The following is a 17870-nucleotide window of genomic DNA, read 5'->3' as shown; positions in this document are numbered from 1 at the left end:
CGAATTGTTGAGAAGTAAAATTTTGTTGAATCGTGCCTATAAAAAAAATGACATTCAGGCTGCATTGGTGCGCATTGCGCTGATGTTGGGTCTATTCGTACCCTTTTTTGCACAGGCATACACGGGCATTACCATTGTGATGAGTGCACCGACGCAAGTAAACCTGGAGTTTATCGATCAATTCAAGGCAGAGTTAGCTAAGACCAGTCACAACACCCTTAGAGTCAATGTGATTACCTTGCCAGAAAACGAAAAGTTGGTCGTAGCCGAGAATAGTGAACTGGTGATAGCACTTGGTGTAAAGGCCCTTGAAGCTTCCAGTAAATTGACTCATTCGACTCCTGTAATGGGTGTTTTCACTCCCTTACCATCCTTTAACAGTCTATTGGTAAAGAGTCGGCGTGACGTCACAAATTTTAGTGCAATTATTTTAGATCAACCATTTGAGCGGCAAATGTCACTGATTAAGCAAACATTGCCAAAGGCGAATAAACTGGGTGTATTGCTTGGCTCAACTTCGTCGCAGTACGGTGATTACGTCAGAAAAGAAGGCGAAGACAGCGGTTTTGTGGTGTTTGAAGAGCGCGTAGAACAAGAGTCAGATTTGATTCCTAAATTAAAATCTTTGCTTGATCATGTCGATGTCTTGATGGCGATACCAGATCCTGCTATTTATAGCCGCGAAACAGCGCAGCCAATATTATTAACCAGCTATCGTTACCGTAAACCTATTTTCGGCTATTCCCAATCATACGTCCGCGCGGGTGCGCTGGCAGCTGTTTATACCAGCAGTAAGCAGTTAGCCAAGCAGGCTGCCGAAATGGCGGTTAAAGCACATCCTGCGCCAAGTGAATTGCCACCTCCACAGTCCCCCAAGTATTTTTCCATTATGTTGAATTATCAGGTGGCTCGCTCACTCAATATCACGCTCAGTGATGAAGATGAGATTTACAATAGAATGCTAGCGTCCGACCTTACTAAGGGTGGCAAATGAAAAATTTAGGTATTAAATCCAGAGTCATATTTTTGGGCACGATACCAGCCTTAATGTTTGCCATTATTTTGGTTGGCTATGCCATCACAAATATTTTTAATGTATTAGACCAGTCATTGCAAGATCGTGGTGAAGTGATTGCTTCGCAACTGGCGCCTGCGGCTGAATATGGCGTTATCTCGGGCAATACCCAAGTGTTGCAAAATCTAGTTCAGCAAGTGCTTTCTCATGAGCAAGATTTAAGAACCGTGATGGTGACCGATAGTCAGGGCCTGAGGTTAGCGCTTAGTGGCCGTGAACTGCCAATGGAAATTATTGCCAGATTACGTAAAGAAGAACTTCAGCAACTTAATCTGCAAAAGGGGACGGTTTTTACCTATCCCATTTATCGTAGTGTGGTAGAAATTGATGACTTTTCCAGTTTAAGCAGTAGAGAGCTTGAGCAAAAAAAATCTTACACCCCTGAAAAAATCGGTCAAGTATATGTCGAGTTGAGTAATCAAACGCTACAAAATATCAAGCAAGATCTAATTGTTAAGATATTTATGATTGCTATTTTTGGCTTGTTACTAAGTGCGCTACTGGCCTGGCGGCTTGGTAGAAATATTACGAAGCCAATTCAAGAAATTGCTCATGCAGTTCATCGGCTGGGTGAAGGTGTATTTTCACAGACCATCGTCGAAAATTCCAGTGGGGAGCTTAAAACGCTACAAAAAGGCTTTAACTCAATGTCCATAAGTTTGAAACACGCTTATGATAGCATGCAAGATAAAATCAACGATGCCACTTCATTGCTAAGGCATCAGGCGCAGCACGATGATTTGACTGGCTTGATTAATCGCCGCGAATTCGAAGTCCGCCTTGAGCGTTGTCTTAAAAGTGTGCATGAGAACAATGCGCAGCATGTGTTTTGCTACTTAGATTTAGATCAATTTAAGTTGGTCAATGATACCTGTGGTCATTCTGCAGGGGATGAATTGCTTAAGCAGATCAGTGTATTGTTAGCGAATAAAATGCGTGAACGAGATACCTTGGCGCGTTTAGGCGGTGATGAATTCGGATTACTACTAGAAAACTGCACCTTATCCGATGCTAATCATATCAATAATGCCTTGCTTAAAATTATTCGTGATTATCGCTTTATTCATGACGACAAGATTTTTAATATTGGCGTCAGTATCGGCATGGTGGTTATCAATCAGGGCTTTGGCAATGTCAGTGAAATTATTCATGCCGCCGATTCTGCATGTTATTCTGCGAAATCTGCAGGCCGAAATCAAAGCTTTTTATTCAATGCTGGCGACATCGAAGTGGTGCAGCATCGCAGTTCAGTAGAAGCGATTTCAGACATTACCGATGAAATCGATGACCAGCAATTTATGTTGTATTGCCAACCAATTATTCCACTCAAATCAGGTCATCAGAAGTTTCTGCACTATGAAATTCTGCTTAGAAAAATTGACTTAGACGGTAAAATTATTCTACCAACTACTTTTATTCCCTCGGCCGAGCGTTATCATTTAATGCCCAATATCGACCGCTGGGTGATTAAGAATGTTTTTTTAGCTTGCCGCCAACTGCTTGATATTAGTGAGGATAAGTTTAATTACGTGTTCTCTATCAACTTATCGGGCACATCGCTCGGTGATAAAAATCTGCTTGGATTTATACAAGATATGTTTCTTCGATATTCAATTCCACCAGAGTCTATATGTTTTGAGATTACCGAAACGGCGGCGATTGTTAATTTGAAAAATACTATTTTGCTATTTAGCGCCTTGCGTAAATTAGGCTGTAGTTTTGCGTTGGATGACTTTGGTAGCGGTATGTCATCGTTTACCTATTTGAAAAATTTCGATGTGGATTATTTAAAGATTGACGGTACCTTTGTTAAAGAAATGCACATCAATAAAATTGATCACGCAATGGTTCGGTCAATTCATAGCGTGGCCGAGGCGATGGAAATTAAAACCATAGCAGAATTCGTTGAAAATGCAGAAATTCTGGCAGAATTGCAGGCGATTGGCATACACTATGGTCAAGGTTTGTATTTAGGCGCACCTGTAACGGTAAAAGGCTTGATTGAGAATTTCTCCAAATTACATACCAAGTAACGATGTTTGCTAAACGTTACTGAAAATTCAGTACTTAAAATTTTGCTTAGCCAAATTTTGTTTGTACAAATAGTAATTAAAATAATCAAATAGTAATTAATTAAGTAGAAATTAAATAATGATAGAAACCGATCGCCTGATGGCGCCAGATGCCGAAAGTCCACGCGAGGAAGCCTTGGAACGTGCTTTACGGCCAAAACTGCTGGATGAATATGTCGGCCAAGAAAAGGCGCGTGGGCAACTGGAGATTTTTATTAACGCAGCACGTGGGCGCAGTGAACCTTTAGATCATGTGTTGTTGTTTGGCCCACCAGGCCTAGGTAAAACCACCTTGGCGCATATCATTGCGAAAGAAATGGGCGTGAATATGCGCCAGACTTCGGGGCCAGTATTAGAGCGGGCAGGTGATTTGGCTGCACTACTGACGAATCTGGAGCCGAACGATGTGTTATTTATCGATGAGATACATCGGCTTTCACCTGTGGTTGAGGAAATCTTATATCCTGCGATGGAAGATTATCGTTTGGATATTATGATTGGCGAAGGACCCGCCGCAAGAAGTGTGCGTCTTGATTTGCCACCGTTTACCTTAATTGGTGCAACCACACGCGCAGGCATGCTGACTAACCCATTGCGCGATCGTTTTGGCATTGTCTCACGCCTGGAATTTTATACCTCAGAAGAACTCGGCCGTATTGTTCAGCGCTCCGCAGGTTTGCTGGAGGTGGAGTTGGTGGATACTGGCGCTTTGGAAATCGCTAAACGCTCACGTGGTACACCGCGTATTGCAAACCGGTTGCTGCGACGTGTACGTGATTATGCTCAGGTCAAGGCTGATGGCAAAGTGAGCGCAGAAATCGCAGATGCTGCCTTGAAAATGTTAGATGTCGACAAGCTCGGCTTCGATGTGATGGATAGAAAATTGCTCCTCGCAGTGCTTGAGAAGTTTGGTGGCGGCCCAGTGGGTTTAGATAATTTGGCGGCGGCAATCGGTGAAGAGCGCGATACGATAGAAGATGTACTTGAGCCCTATTTAATACAGCAAGGCTACCTAATGCGTACCCCACGTGGTCGTGTGGCGACGACTCAGGCCTACCAACATTTTGGCTTGCCTCAACCTAAAAATTTAAGTCCTGAGTTATGGCAAGAGTGAAAACTCACGATGAGTAAACACCAATTTTTGTGGCCTGTACGTGTTTATTATGAAGATACCGATGCAGGTGGCGTGGTTTACCACTCGAATTACTTGAACTTTTTGGAGCGCGCCCGCACAGAATGGCTACGTGATTTGGGGTTTGAGCAAACGATTGTAAAAGATGAATTAGGTGTGATTATTGTTGTCCACAGTTTGTCGATTAATTTCAGGAAGCCGGCACGTTTTAACGACTGGCTAGAGGTGAATTGCGTACTAACTAATATAGGGCGCAGTAGCATTGAAATGGTGCAAACTATACAACGCGAGGGTACGGTATTGATTGAGGCTAACATTAAAGCGGCATTTGTTGATGCGGCTAGCTTTAAGCCCGTAGCCATTCCCGCGGTGATTATACAAGCCATGACGGACTTACACTTATCCTAACAATTAAGTTAAGTTTGAATTAAATTTAAGTATTAAAAAGGATAGACCCAATATGACGGTAAGCGTAGCCAATGACATGTCAATTTTTTCGCTAGTAGCTGGTGCCAGCTTGCCTGTGCAGGCGGTATTGGTGATTTTGATTCTCACCTCCTTGTTTTCATGGTGGTATATTTTCATTAAATTAGCCACTGTCAAGCATGCAGAAACGAATGCAGATGATTTTGAAAAGGCTTTTTGGTCGGGTGGCGATTTGAATAAGCTGTTTGAAGGGCTTGCTGCCAGTCGACGCAAACCACAAGGCATGGCAAGTATTTTCGAGGCGGGTTTTAAGGAATATGTGCGACATAAGCAAAAAACGCACATTGATATGTCTGATGTAATGGAGGGTTCTCGACGCGCCATGCGTGCCACTTACAACCGAGAAATGGATGATCTCGATGCTCATCTGCCATTTTTAGCTTCCGTCGGCTCAGTCAGCCCCTATATTGGCTTATTCGGCACGGTCTGGGGCATTATGAATGCGTTTAGAGGTTTGTCTAATGTGGCACAAGCAACGCTGAGTCAGGTGGCTCCTGGCATTGCAGAGGCTTTAGTGGCCACAGCGATTGGTTTATTTGCGGCGATTCCAGCAGTGATTGCCTATAATCGATTTGCCAGCTCAGTGGATAGACTTTCTGTACGCTACGAGAGTTTTATGGAAGAATTTACCAACATACTGCAAAGAAAGAGCTAAATCATGGCGCGTACCCGTAAACGGCGCATGATGAATCAAATCAATGTAGTGCCTTACATTGATGTTACCTTGGTGTTGCTGGTTATTTTTATGGTCACGGCACCCATGACGAATCCTGGCGTAGTAGATTTGCCTAAGGTTGGACAAGATTTGAAGCAGCCACTAGTGCCACCACTAGTGCTTACTGTAAAACTAAATCACAAAATCGAGTTTGATAACAAAGCGATGCCGCGCGATGAATTACTGTTGGCCGTTCGCCAAGCTATTCAAAAACTACCTGAACGCTCCGTAGTCATAGCCGCTGACAAAAATGTGAAATACGACGATGTAATTGCGGTGATGGATTTGTTGAAGCAAAACAAGGTCGATAAAGTCGGTCTGTTGTTGTCGCCAGCGCGCTAAATAACCAGAATTTATCGCATGATACGCGCATACGAAAAAGAAGTTTCTTGGAAAGCGGGTGGCTTAGCCATTGCTGTCCATTTGGCCTTGCTCGGCGCCTTGCTGATTTCATTTAATTGGAAAGCGGCACATCCAGTGCTTAATGTGACGGAAGTTGAACTGTGGGACAGCCTGCCAACAAGGGTGGTAAAACCTATTCCTAGCGTAAAAGAGCCTACGGTTAAACCAGTGCGAAAGCCTGAGCCGATAGTAAAAGAGGAGCCTAAGGAAGAGCCGAAAGAGCTACCTAAAATCGATATCGCACTCGAGAAAAAGAAAAAGGAACTTGAACAAAGAAAAATTGAAGACCAGCTTAAAAAAGAAAAAAATTTAGAACAAAAAAAACAACTTGAGGCGCTTAAGGCGGAAGCACTTAATGATGATGTGCAGAAACCAGTCAAAGTGAATAAGCCGAGCGATGCCTTGAAGAAACTGCAACAAGAAGCGTTGGCCGAAGAAAAAACCACGGGCGACCAACAAGCATTGTCAGCAAAAGCAGCAGCCAACGCAGGTGTTGTTGATGAGTACAAAAGTAAAATTCAAGCCAAGATTCATGGCAATGTAAATAAATCTTTATGCGGTGATGGAAATCCAGTACTTAAATTTGATATTGGTTTATTCCCAACGGGTGAGTTGAGTGGAAATCCTACATTGACTAAATCTAGCGGCAATGCGGCCTGTGATGAGGCCGTTGAGCGGGCAATTATGGCTTCTCAGCCACTTCCCTTGCCAAATGACCCCTCCCTTTTTTCACAATTTAGAAACTTAAAGCTGACTTTCAAACCTAATGATTAAGTTTTTATAAAACGTTATCAAATGTATTTGAATGTAACAAAGTGTAAATCGTGTGGCGTCAAATTCTGATTGCAGTAGAATTAAATCCACTTGAGCGCTTTAGACCCTGATTTTAAGGTCAAATTTCGGCTTTGAAACACCTATTCCCAGTATTAGATGATTAATTTGAGATATCCAATATAGCCTATGCAAATACTTAGATTTTTAAAAATAAGATTTTCAGATGTAATGCGTTTAGTTATACTTTTTTTAAGTTTTTTTGTAGCAAATGCGGCAAGCGCTGCTTTGGAAATTGAAATTAGCGGTGGCAGTGCGCAGCAAGTACCTATCGCCATTGTGCCTTTTGGGCCAGATAGCAATAGCACAAATAATATAGGTAATATCATCGCTGCAGATTTAAAACGTAGCGGCTTATTTCGACTGATTGAAACGGGTGGTGTGGTAAATCGTCCGACTAATATCACACAAATTAAATATTCTGAGTGGGCGAATATGCAAGCGCAAGCGCTGGCCGTAGGGGTTGTTGAAACATTACCAGACAATCGCTTGAAAGTGACGTTTCAGTTGGCCGATGTGCTTAAACAAAGCCAATTGACTGCGATGCAATACACCATAACACCTAATCAATTACGCATCACAGCACATAAAATTGCTGACGTTATTTATCAAAAATTAACTGGCGAAAGCGCCATTTTTGCCAGCAGGATTGCCTATATCAACAAATCAAAAGGGCGTTTTGTGTTGCAGGTGGCGGATGCCGACGGTGAAAATCCACAAACAATGCTGTCGTCTAAAGAGCCAATTATCTCGCCAGCTTGGTCGCCAGACGGTAGCAAAATTGCTTATGTATCGTTTGAAAAGAAAAAGCCAATAATTTATGTGCAATCTTTAAGTGGGCAACGTACAGTATTGGCAAGTTTTAAAGGGAATAATAGCGCACCCGCTTGGTCGCCAAATGGTGATAAGTTGGCGATTGTGCTTACTTACGGGGCTAACTCGCAGATTTATACGATTAACGCAGATGGTTCAGGTTTAAAGCAAATTACCAAGAGTAGCGCGATAGATACCGAGCCAACTTGGTCGGCTGATGCGAATTGGATTTACTTTACGTCAGACCGAGGTGGTAAGCCACAAATTTATAAAACTTCCTCTAATGGCGGCGATGCGCAGCGTGTGACCTTTGAGGGCGCATATAACGTGAGTCCACGTTTTGCTCCCGATGGAAAATCACTCGCTATGATACGTAACGACGGTGGCAAGTTCCGTGTTGCGTTGCAAGACTTAACGACTGGCCAAGTGCAATTGTTGAGTGAAGGTGCTCAAGATGAATCACCTAGTTTTGCCCCTAACGGTCGCGTATTACTATATGCAACGCGAGCTAAGGGCCATGGTGCGCTTGCCGCCGTGTCTGCAGATGGTCGAGTAAAGCAACGTTTGAACGAGTCTGGTGGCGACATACGCGAACCAGCTTGGGGTCCGTTAATTAAATAATGTAATTTAAAATATCAAGTTAATAATTTTTAAGGAGAAAAGAATGAACAGTACAACTTGGAACACAAAAATACTTAGCAGCCTAGCCATGGCATTGTTATTAGTTGCTTGCAAAAGCACACCTCTTGTAGATAAACCAGCGGCTGTGGAAGATAAAAGCCCTGGTCAAACTTCAGCTGGAAAACCTGCTGCAACCACAGGTGCCGATACTTCTGCAGTAAAAGAATTAAATGTGGATGGCAATGCAACCGATAATGGCAACAATCCATTAAAAGATCCCAACAATATTTTATCGCAACGTACGATTTATTTTGATTTTGACAGCGATGCAGTGAAGGCTGAGTTTCGCCCATTAATTGAAGCACATGCAAAATATTTGCTTGCCAATGGCACCGCTAAAGTGATTGTGCAAGGCAATACCGATGCTCGTGGTACAAGAGAGTACAACTTGTCACTCGGTCAGCGCCGTTCAGTGGCAATAAAAAAATCACTCAACCTGTTAGGTGTACAAGATGCGCAAATTGAAACCGTAAGCTACGGCGAAGAAAAAGCCGATGAAGCCTGCGCGGATGAGTCTTGCTATAAAACTAACCGTCGTGCTGATATTGTTTACGGCAACGAATAAGTTTAAGTGCCACCCAAATGGAGTGGTTGTGTGTTTAATATGAAGTGCTAGAAATCTAGATATCTACTTATCAAGCGCTTCATATTTAGTCAAAAGGTTTAGTACATATGATGAGAAAACTGGTTCTGGCTAGCTTGTTACTGACATCGCAATTGTTTGCAATGCAAAGTCACGCGGCTTTGTTTGACGACAAAGAGGCGCGTAAAAAAATCCTCGAAGTTGAGTCGACGATGCAAAGTCAGAATCAGGCAACGCAAGCCGAGTTGGCGAATTTGAAGAAAAGCCAACAGGCACTGGATCAGCGTGTGCAAGCTATTGAGGCGATTACCAAAGGCGGCGCATTGCTGGAAATGCAAAATCAAGTGGAGTCTCTCAAGCAAGAAGTCGCCAAACTTAAGGGTGAGCTAGAACTAGCGAATCATACTGTGGAGGCGACGCAACAGCGCCAAAAAGACCTCTATGGCGATACGGATGTACGATTGCGTAAGTTAGAAAGTGGTGCTTCTGCGGAAGCTCCTGCAGAGGCCTCGGCGACAACACCAGTTGCGCCTGTAGTCACTGCGCCTGCTAAAAATACTCAAGAGTATCAATTGCTGGAGTTGGCAAATGGGCTATCTAAAGAAGCTAAGCACAAAGATGCTTTTAATGCTTATGATAAGTTCTTAAAAGATTACCCTAATAGTGCGCTGGCAGATGAGGCAACTTATGGTTTGGGTTATTCGCAGTTTGTCTTAAGAAACTATAAATCTGCTATTGCAACACAGCAAAAGATGTTGGATTTGCACCCAGAAAGCCCAAAAGTACCTGATGCAATGCTGAATCTGGCGAATAGTCAGATTCAATTAGGCTTAGTACCTGGGGCTAAAAAAACCTTACGTGATTTGATTGCTAAATATCCGAATAGTGAAGTGACACCCACAGCGCAAAAACGTCTAAAAGCATTAGAGGCGATTCGATAAGGCGCCAGTTAATATTGTCAAAACGATACTTTAGCTTAAGCTAAGTTAAATCATATTTCAGTTACAATGGCGCCAATATCGAGTTGGCGCTATTTTTTTATTGTTAAATGTATTAATGAAACTCAAAGTTCACGAAATTTTCTATTCAGTTCAAGGCGAAACTTCTCGCATAGGGTTGCCTACGGTGTTCGTACGCCTAACAGGTTGCCCAATGCGCTGTGTGTATTGCGATACCGCGTATGCATTCAGTGGCGGTAGCAATGTTGAGATTGCAGATATTTTGGCTAAGGTGGCAGAATTTGGCACAAAATACGTCACTGTCACTGGTGGCGAGCCCTTGGCGCAAAAAGATTGCCATGTCTTGTTACAAGAACTTTGTGACATAGGTTATAGCGTATCGCTTGAAACTGGTGGTGCAATTGATATTAGCCCAGTGGATAAACGAGTTTCAGTTATTTTGGATGTTAAAACACCTGATTCAGGCGAGCTAAAAAACAACGTTTGGGGCAATTTAGACCATTTAAAAAGCACCGATGAAGTGAAGTTTGTTTTGTGTAGCCGTGCAGATTACGACTGGGCGAAAGATTTATTAAATACACACAAAATTGCAGATAAATGCCCAGTGCTATTTTCCCCAGTTTTTAATCAGGTTAATCCTACTGAGCTTGCAGAGTGGGTGCTAGCAGATAGATTACCAGTGCGTATGCAGGTGCAGTTACACAAGATACTATGGGGCGAGAAGCCAGGAGTTTAATTTGCTGAAATTAAAATCTTACTTTGTCAGCTTCACCTTGCCGTGCTGTTTGCACTGTCTGCGGTTTGCTTCCGCGTAATTTTTTAATTTGAGCAAATTATTTATGTCAAAGAAAGCGGTAGTATTACTCTCAGGTGGTTTAGATTCAGCTACGGTGCTCGCCTTTGCGCGCAAGCAAGGTTTTGAGTGCTATTGCTTAAGTCTAGATTACCATCAGCGCCATATTGCTGAGTTACACGCGGCTAAAAATGTTGCCAAAATTATGGGTGCTGCAGCGCATAAAACTGCGAATCTAGACTTATCTTTATTCGGCGGTTCTGCACTAACGGATGATGCGATTGCCGTACCTGAGAGTCAAACTGCAGGTATTCCAGTAACGTATGTGCCAGCGCGCAACACGATTATGTTGTCATTAGCTTTGGCGTGGGCTGAGGTGTTGGAGAGTCAGGATATTTTTATCGGTGTGAATGCCTTGGATTATTCAGGCTACCCAGATTGCCGTGGCGAATATGTCAAAGCCTTTCAAGCAATGGCAAATTTGGCGACTAAAAGTGCTGTTGAAGGTCACGCGATTAAGATACATGCACCATTGATTGACATGACAAAAGCGCAAATTGTGACCTTGGGTACTACGCTTTGCGTGGATTATGCAATGACCGTATCTTGCTATCAGGCCGATAGTCACGGTGAAGCATGTGGGCTGTGCGACTCCTGTCGCTTAAGGCGAGAAGGTTTTGCAACCGCTGGCTTGGCAGACCCGACGCGATATAAAAAACACGATTAAACAATACGCAGACTGTCTGTAAGCAGAGTAGTTTTAAAATTTAGATTTTACAGTAAAGATTAATTATGGCTTTTATGCACAAACTACTTGCCAAACCCATCATTAATAACGTAAAATCCGCGCCTTTCTGCTTTAAAATTTTCTAAAAAGAGAACAAAGATTATGGTTATTATTCGTTTAGCTCGTGGTGGCGCGAAAAAAACTCCTTTCTACAACGTGGTAGTGGCTGATTCACGCAATCGTCGTGACGGCCGCTTCATTGAGCGTGTTGGTTTTTACAACCCGTCAGCAAAGGCTGGTGCAGAAGCACTTCGTGTAGATCAAGAGCGTGTTACATTCTGGCAAAGCAATGGCGCGCAACTTTCAGATACAGTTGCACGTTTGGTTAAATTCCACGCTAAAGGCCCAGAGCACGCTATTGCTGCTAAAGCAAAAGATGCTGCTAAAGCAGATGCTGCAAAAGCAAAAATCGCTGCTGCTGAAGCTGCAAAAGTAAAAGCTGCTGCAGATGCAGCTAAAGCTGAAGCCGATGCAAAGGCTGCTGAAGAAGCTGCTGCTGCAAAAGAAGCTGCAGAAGCGGCTAAGGCTGCGGAAGCTGAAGCTGCTGCCACACCAGCAGAAGCTGTTACTGAAGAAGCTCCAGCTGAAACACCTGCAGCTGAGTAATTCTAATCACTTTGGCGGCATGCACTTAGGTGATAAGTGTCGCCGAGTGGTTAATTAGGCAGTGAGTGTTTTGACCGATAGCAAAATGGTAATTATGGGGCGCGTTGTTGCGCCCTACGGCGTTTTTGGTTGGCTAAAAGTAGTACCTGATACAGAAGCGTTTGATGGTCTATTTGATTACGATACTTGGTGGCTAGGCAAAGGCAACGATTGGCGTGAAATGGTGGTTGAAACCGCTAAGATTCACAACGACGTTTTAGTGGTTAAGCTAGAAGGTATTGATGACCGTGATGCTGCGTTTGCTTGCAAAGGTAAGCAAATAGCAGTACCAAGAGATGCTTTACCAGAGCCAGAAAAAAACGAGTATTACTGGTCTGATTTAATTGGCGTACACGTTAAGAATAAGCAAGACATCGATTTTGGCTTGATTGTCGATGTGTTTGAAACAGGCGCAAATGATGTGATTGCAGTTCGAGCAGATGCCATTCAACCAGAAGCTTCAACTGATAAAGCAGTTGCAAAAGAAAAGCCACAAGAAAGACTGATACCGTTTATTGATGCGATCGTGCTTGAAGTAGATATAGCCGCTAAGACAATGTTAGTGGATTGGGATGCAGATTTTTAATCATGGCGTTCAAGTTTGATGTAGTAACGCTGTTTCCTGAAATGTTTGATGCCATTACAAAATCTGGCATTACTAGTAGAGCGAAGCAGCAAAGTATTTATGATGTGCGATTTTGGAATCCAAGAGATTTCACTATAGATAATCATAAAACAGTAGACGATAGGCCTTACGGTGGCGGCCCTGGTATGGTGATGTTGGTTGAGCCGCTAGAGCAAGCCATTAGTTCAGCAAAGTTAAAACAAGCTGAAGAGAATATTGAAAGTTGGATAATTCATCTTTCACCAGTTGGTAAACCGCTGACGCATGAGAAAGTCATCCAGCTAAGTAAGAAACAAGGGTTAGTGTTATTGGCAAGTCGTTATGAAGGTGTAGATCAGCGACTCATAGATGCTCAAGTAGATGAAGAAATCTCAATTGGCGACTATGTGTTAAGTGGCGGTGAGCTACCTGCCATGACATTGATGGACGCGATTGTAAGGCAGTTGCCAGGTGCTTTGGGTGATAGTGATTCTGCGGTGGAAGATTCTTTCGTAGATGGTTTATTGGATTGCCCGCACTTCACAAGGCCAGAAGAATATAACGGTGTGAAAGTCCCTGAAATTTTATTGTCAGGCAATCATGCAAAGATTAAACAGTGGCGTTTGAAAATGTCGCTGAAAAGAACTCGGGATCAACGTCCCGATTTATTGGCCGAAAGGCCGTTGACGAAAGAAGAAGCTCGGCTGCTTAAAGAATTGGATAACGAATCTTAAGAGCAGGAACAAGCTTCTTTATAATTAAAAGGAACCCGCCTAGGTTTGATTGTTAAAGGTCGAAGCCCGAAGCGATATAAAGGAAATAAGCAAAATGGCAGATATTATTAAATTATTAGAGCAGGAAGAAATTGCCCGTTTAGGCAAAACGATTCCTAGCTTTGCACCAGGCGACACAGTAGTTGTTGGCGTAAACGTAGTGGAAGGTACACGTAAACGTGTGCAGGCTTATGAAGGCGTTGTAATCGCTATTCGTAACCGTGGATTGAACTCATCCTTCATCGTACGTAAAATCTCATCAGGTGAAGGTGTTGAACGTACATTCCAAACTTACTCACCACTAATCGCTAGCATTGAAGTTAAACGCCGCGGTGATGTTCGCCGTGCGAAACTTTACTACCTACGTGAGCGTTCAGGTAAATCTGCACGTATTAAAGAAAAATTGTTCTCACGTGAAAAAGAAGTCATGGCTACAGAGACAAGCGCTTAAGTTTAAGCCTTTAGCTGAAAAGCAAAACCCAAACGTCGAAAGGCCTTTGGGTTTTTTTACGTCGATTATTATTCATTTGCTAATGCATCACATTGGTTTAACATAACATGATGATGACTCAGTACGAAGCCTTGATAGATGCGCCATTTGGCGTGATAGCCATTGCCATGCAAGGCAATCAACTCGGTATTGATTTATTGCTTGAATCACCCTCGCAAGAACAGCTTCAACAATACCATCCAGAAATCATTAAGAATTCCAACGTGAAATTGGCTTACGAGCAGATACAGCAATATCTAAAACAGCCAGCCACACATTTTTCTAGATCGCTACATCAACAACAAGGCACAAGCTTTCAGCAACGTGTCTGGCAAGCCATTGCTGACATTCCTTTCGGTCAAACAGCCACTTATGGACAGATTGCCAATAAAATCGGTTCAGGGCCACGTGCTGTCGCAAATGCGTGCGGTGCAAATAACATCCCACTCATTATTCCATGCCACCGTGTGGTGGCGCAAAACGGCATAGGCGGTTTTATGCAAGGTAATGAAAACGGATTACGAATAAAACGCTGGCTTTTAGCGCATGAGGGCATTAGTGACTACGAGTAAAAGTGAGCGCACGCTCTCGACAGATGACTCTTCAGAACTAGATTCTTTCATTGACCATTTATGGTTAGAAGATGGCCTATCTAAAAATACCTTAGAAAGTTATCGACTAGATTTAGCTTCATTCGCGCTCTGGCTAACACAGCAAAGCAAGTCATTACTCACTGCAGACCAAGCTGATATTCAGCAATATCTCGCCGTTAAATTTCCACAAAGCAAGCCGCGTAGCATTGGCAGATTGATTGCGAGTTTGCGACGATTTTACCGATATTGTCTGCGTGACAATAAAATCAGCCTAGACCCCACCATTCAAATTCAGTCGCCCAAGTTACCACGCAGTTTGCCCAAAAGCCTAAATGAAGAAGAAGTGGTTTCATTATTAAACGCACCAAATCTGAATGAGCCAGCAGGCTTGCGCGATAGAGCCATGTTAGAGCTACTCTATGCCTGCGGTTTACGTGTATCTGAGCTCGTCAGTGTGAAAGTGACCGAAGTTAGCCTAAGCGACGGCGTAGTGCGAATTACTGGTAAAGGTAGCAAAACGCGCCTAGTGCCGATGGGTGAAGAGGCGGTAGATTGGATTTCACGTTATTTAAATGAAGCGCGCCCTGCTATTTTGCAAAAGCGTTTGTGCGATGGACTTTTTGTGACTAATCGTGGTGAAGCCATGACGCGCCAAGCCTTTTGGTATTTGATTAAGCGCTATGCATTGTTGGCAGGTATTAGCAAGCATATGTCGCCGCACGTGTTGCGCCATGCCTTTGCTACCCATTTGTTGAATCATGGTGCAGATTTAAGAGTGGTACAAATGCTACTTGGACATTCTGATATATCTACCACGCAGATTTATACGCATGTGGCGCGGGAACGTTTGAAGCAGTTACACAGCATGCATCACCCGCGCGGCTAACGTTAATAGTTGCATTCGGTTGAAGGATTGATACCTTCTTTATCCAAAGTCAGCTTGGCTTTCCCATCTTGGTAATTGATTATCCACATGCTGTCGAAGTCTGCATCAAGCCATTGAGGAGGGTTATCAATACCAAGTGTTTGGGCTAATTTTTCAATAGCATTATGCTCCCACACCATTAAAACAACGCCGTCTTTTTTAAATACACTCTTTGCTATTTTGTCATTTTCGTCAGAACTATATTTACTGTTAATTCGCAGGTTGTATTTAATGGCAAATGGGCTAACGGTTTGAAACATCCGACTATGTTTAGTGGCATCGTCACTTTTTAGCGACGGCACGTAAATTTCAGCTGGAACATTTAATTTTGCATGCAGCACCGCAGCTAATTGCAATGCGCGATTTTGACCTTGGCAAGATAGATTGTCGCCATCTTTTGGTTTTTCACCGTGGCGGATAATCACGACTTTAAGGGTGTCGCTTGGAGAGTTTTTATCTTCGTAATGTTTTTTGCCATCGCAACTTGTGAATAAAACTGCGGAGATTGCGAGTAACAGCGCTAAGTAATAGTTTTTAAATAGAAAGTTATGCATATAAATTATCATACAGGCTTTTATGTGTAAAAGCATCGGGCTGGGAGGCGCATGGATATTGGTTCGCAGGGCAGGTAATTTGGCGTGTGAATAATGCGCTTTAGCGCATATATTCCACGGACAAGACCCTTGCGGTCTTATTCAGAATCAGTGACTTTTGAACCATGTCGGGGGTAGCCCGACAGCTAGTCACTTTCTTTTAACTGCCTGAAAAGAAAGTAACCAAAGAAAACGGCACCCCAACACCACGGGCTTCGCCTCCCCTGCGCTACTCAACATAAAGGCAGCAATCGGAAACTCGCTTCGCTCAAACAGCCGCTTGCTGAAAGCTTCCTTTATGTCTCCGTTGCTCGGCGTGGTGCAAGGGGACTAACTGAAGTTGCCATGTCCAATAGTTGCTTCAATACGATTTTGTAATGCAACTTTAAATTCATCCAACTTATCATCTTCCCAAGTTACAAAATTATATTGGCGTGTGTCGAAATGATTGTTGCTGAGTTCGGACTTTTTACAAGTCCAAATAACCTGCAAGCCCAAACCTAGCGCAAAGCCTGCCTCAAAATATACTCCACCACGTTGCCCTGTAAAATCAGCAACTACAAACTTACTACGTCTTAACATTGCTACAATTTCATCATCTATCCTGTTGTTATGATGATGGCTATCAATACGTTTTGGGTCATAGCCAGCATCTTTAATAGCTGGTTCAATTGCGTTCTGCCAAATAGGTAATACACTCTGACTGAACCACATAGCACAAAAACCAATTTGGCTAGATGTGTAATTTTGTTTAAGGGATTCTAAGAACTCGTAACCTTTAGGGGTAATTTGAATGTTCAGAAAATGCCCGCCTATTGCCTCACTAAATGATATGTACCCAGCGGCATCAAGAAGGAATGTTTTGAATAAGTAATACAATTCAGCAGCATTGTCCGAATATGAAATGCTTAACCAAGAGTCTGCATAATGTGTTTCCAAATTGAATGAGTATGATAAATCAGGAGTTAATTTATTGATTGCAGATAAAATTTTAGTGGCTCGTTCAGCTACCGATGGTGTTTGAATTATAAGAATAGAGTCAATATCATTGCTAGTGATTGAAATTTCTTGATGCTCTCTTATCCAGCCAGAGGCATTTGCAATTTGTCTTAAGCTTGGTTCACTTGCTTTCCACACGGCAGAGGCAGTACTAGAAATAGAGTAAGTACCACATCTTCTACAATCTAACTTTTTGCCATCCACACCTGCCGTTGTGTGGTCTTGTGCATTTGATTTGCAAATAGGACATTCAATAGCGCTCATTATTATTCACCCTTTCAATCACCACCCCAAGCGCTTTCAACCTTGGCATTATCGCAGGCTTCGCTACTTTTACCTTCACGCTCAACGCGCCGAATTCTTTCAAAATCAATTGGCAAATATATTCCGCTAACGCTTCTACTAATTTAAAGCTACTTTCAGTGAGCGTTTCGCGTATGCGGCTTACGACTGCGCCGTAGTCTATGGTGTCGGCAATAGCGTCACTTTTGCAGGCTTTGCTTAAATCATAGCCAATTTCAACGTCTAGAATAATGGTTTGCGGCATCATGCGTTCCCACTCGGGTACGCCGAGTTTGGTTTGTACTTTGAGCTCGCTAATAAAAATGGTGTCCATACAATTGATGTTTATCGTATAAAATATAATTTAGTGATTTTAGAGCATCTCAAGAGGGTTAGGCGAAATGAATGAGTTAGGTTTTATTCCCGTAACATTAATTCCTACAGTGTGGATAGTGGCCGCATACCTATTAGGATCTGTCGCATTCGGTATTATCGTGAGTAAGTTGTTTAGCTTGCCTGATCCGCGTACTGTGGGTTCAGGTAACCCAGGGGCGACTAATGTATTGCGTAGTGGTAAAAAATTAGCCGCTGCGCTTACCTTGTTGGGCGATGTACTTAAAGGCTGGTTACCAGTTTG

General features: G+C 42.9%; 22 protein-coding genes. 19 read left to right on the top strand and 3 right to left on the bottom strand.

Annotated elements, in window-relative coordinates; genetic code table 11:
* The first annotated feature begins 7 nt into the window (after window positions 1–7).
* The 18 genes from HOO90_RS11285 (at window position 8) to xerD (ending at window position 15320) form a co-directional block, all read left to right on the top strand.
* Window positions 8–994 carry an ABC transporter substrate binding protein gene (locus tag HOO90_RS11285; RefSeq protein ID WP_292843110.1) on the top strand — a complete coding sequence of 329 codons (987 nt, stop codon included), beginning with the start codon at window positions 8–10 and terminating at the stop codon, window positions 992–994.
* The gene (locus HOO90_RS11280) at window positions 991–3108 is read left to right on the top strand and encodes an EAL domain-containing protein (protein ID WP_292843108.1); all 2118 of its coding nucleotides are present in this window, start codon (window positions 991–993) and stop codon (window positions 3106–3108) included. Before HOO90_RS11285 ends, HOO90_RS11280 begins: the two co-directional genes overlap by 4 nt.
* A gap of 118 nt (window positions 3109–3226) precedes the next feature.
* A complete protein-coding gene (gene ruvB, locus HOO90_RS11275) occupies window positions 3227–4261 on the top strand; it encodes a Holliday junction branch migration DNA helicase RuvB (RefSeq protein ID WP_292843106.1) in 1035 nt (344 codons plus the stop codon).
* A gap of 9 nt (window positions 4262–4270) precedes the next feature.
* A complete protein-coding gene (gene ybgC / locus HOO90_RS11270; RefSeq protein WP_292843104.1) occupies window positions 4271–4687 on the top strand; it encodes a tol-pal system-associated acyl-CoA thioesterase in 417 nt (138 codons plus the stop codon).
* A 52-nt stretch (window positions 4688–4739) separates the two neighbouring features.
* Window positions 4740–5420, top strand: coding sequence for a protein TolQ (gene tolQ / locus HOO90_RS11265; RefSeq protein WP_292843102.1), 681 nt, complete (start codon window positions 4740–4742; stop codon window positions 5418–5420).
* Window positions 5421–5423: 3 nt separating this feature from the next.
* On the top strand, window positions 5424–5822 hold the full coding sequence (locus tag HOO90_RS11260) for an ExbD/TolR family protein (protein ID WP_292843100.1): 399 nt from the start codon (window positions 5424–5426) through the stop codon (window positions 5820–5822).
* 18 nt (window positions 5823–5840) lie between these two features.
* Complete coding sequence (locus tag HOO90_RS11255) at window positions 5841–6656, top strand: energy transducer TonB (RefSeq protein ID WP_292843098.1); 816 nt, start codon at window positions 5841–5843, stop codon at window positions 6654–6656.
* Window positions 6657–6884: 228 nt separating this feature from the next.
* Complete coding sequence (gene tolB / locus HOO90_RS11250) at window positions 6885–8147, top strand: Tol-Pal system beta propeller repeat protein TolB (RefSeq protein WP_292843096.1); 1263 nt, start codon at window positions 6885–6887, stop codon at window positions 8145–8147.
* 43 nt (window positions 8148–8190) lie between these two features.
* Entirely contained in the window at window positions 8191–8772 is a 582-nt protein-coding gene (pal, locus tag HOO90_RS11245; RefSeq protein ID WP_292843094.1) for a peptidoglycan-associated lipoprotein Pal, read from the top strand.
* 107 nt (window positions 8773–8879) lie between these two features.
* Window positions 8880–9731: a tol-pal system protein YbgF gene (gene ybgF, locus HOO90_RS11240; RefSeq protein WP_292843092.1), complete on the top strand. Its 852-nt coding sequence runs from the start codon at window positions 8880–8882 to the stop codon at window positions 9729–9731.
* Between the two features lie 115 nt (window positions 9732–9846).
* On the top strand, window positions 9847–10485 hold the full coding sequence (gene queE / locus HOO90_RS11235) for a 7-carboxy-7-deazaguanine synthase QueE (RefSeq protein ID WP_292843091.1): 639 nt from the start codon (window positions 9847–9849) through the stop codon (window positions 10483–10485).
* A gap of 103 nt (window positions 10486–10588) precedes the next feature.
* Window positions 10589–11269 (top strand): 7-cyano-7-deazaguanine synthase QueC, encoded by a 681-nt coding sequence (gene queC, locus HOO90_RS11230; protein WP_292843090.1) that lies wholly within the window; start codon window positions 10589–10591, stop codon window positions 11267–11269.
* 162 nt (window positions 11270–11431) lie between these two features.
* On the top strand, window positions 11432–11935 hold the full coding sequence (rpsP, locus tag HOO90_RS11225) for a 30S ribosomal protein S16 (RefSeq protein WP_292843088.1): 504 nt from the start codon (window positions 11432–11434) through the stop codon (window positions 11933–11935).
* An 85-nt stretch (window positions 11936–12020) separates the two neighbouring features.
* A complete protein-coding gene (rimM, locus tag HOO90_RS11220) occupies window positions 12021–12560 on the top strand; it encodes a ribosome maturation factor RimM (RefSeq protein WP_292843142.1) in 540 nt (179 codons plus the stop codon).
* 2 nt (window positions 12561–12562) lie between these two features.
* Window positions 12563–13312: a tRNA (guanosine(37)-N1)-methyltransferase TrmD gene (gene trmD / locus HOO90_RS11215; protein ID WP_292843086.1), complete on the top strand. Its 750-nt coding sequence runs from the start codon at window positions 12563–12565 to the stop codon at window positions 13310–13312.
* Window positions 13313–13406: 94 nt separating this feature from the next.
* Complete coding sequence (rplS, locus tag HOO90_RS11210; protein ID WP_292843084.1) at window positions 13407–13802, top strand: 50S ribosomal protein L19; 396 nt, start codon at window positions 13407–13409, stop codon at window positions 13800–13802.
* A 113-nt stretch (window positions 13803–13915) separates the two neighbouring features.
* A complete protein-coding gene (locus HOO90_RS11205; protein ID WP_366928761.1) occupies window positions 13916–14413 on the top strand; it encodes a methylated-DNA--[protein]-cysteine S-methyltransferase in 498 nt (165 codons plus the stop codon).
* Window positions 14388–15320, top strand: a complete 933-nt coding sequence (gene xerD, locus HOO90_RS11200; protein WP_292843080.1) for a site-specific tyrosine recombinase XerD — start codon at window positions 14388–14390, stop codon at window positions 15318–15320. Before HOO90_RS11205 ends, xerD begins: the two co-directional genes overlap by 26 nt.
* Before the next feature lie 2 nt (window positions 15321–15322).
* On the opposite strand, the gene HOO90_RS11195 is transcribed toward xerD, so the two are convergent.
* From HOO90_RS11195 to folB, 3 genes are all read right to left on the bottom strand, one after another.
* Complete coding sequence (locus HOO90_RS11195) at window positions 15323–15913, bottom strand: histidine phosphatase family protein (RefSeq protein WP_292843078.1); 591 nt, start codon at window positions 15911–15913, stop codon at window positions 15323–15325.
* A gap of 369 nt (window positions 15914–16282) precedes the next feature.
* On the bottom strand, window positions 16283–17215 hold the full coding sequence (locus tag HOO90_RS11190) for a hypothetical protein (RefSeq protein WP_292843076.1): 933 nt from the start codon (window positions 17213–17215) through the stop codon (window positions 16283–16285).
* A complete protein-coding gene (gene folB, locus HOO90_RS11185; RefSeq protein WP_292843074.1) occupies window positions 17202–17567 on the bottom strand; it encodes a dihydroneopterin aldolase in 366 nt (121 codons plus the stop codon). The genes HOO90_RS11190 and folB overlap by 14 nt, the downstream gene beginning before the upstream one ends.
* A 67-nt stretch (window positions 17568–17634) precedes the next feature.
* Here folB and HOO90_RS11180 point away from each other — a divergent pair.
* On the top strand, window positions 17635–17870 hold a 236-nt coding region (locus tag HOO90_RS11180), incomplete at its 3' end, for a glycerol-3-phosphate acyltransferase (RefSeq protein WP_292843072.1).

This window comes from Methylotenera sp., from assembly GCF_013141425.1.
Classification (GTDB): Bacteria; Pseudomonadota; Gammaproteobacteria; order Burkholderiales; family Methylophilaceae; genus Methylotenera.
The sequence above is the reverse complement of the archived record's forward strand: the minus strand, read 5'-3'. Positions and strand labels throughout refer to the sequence as shown.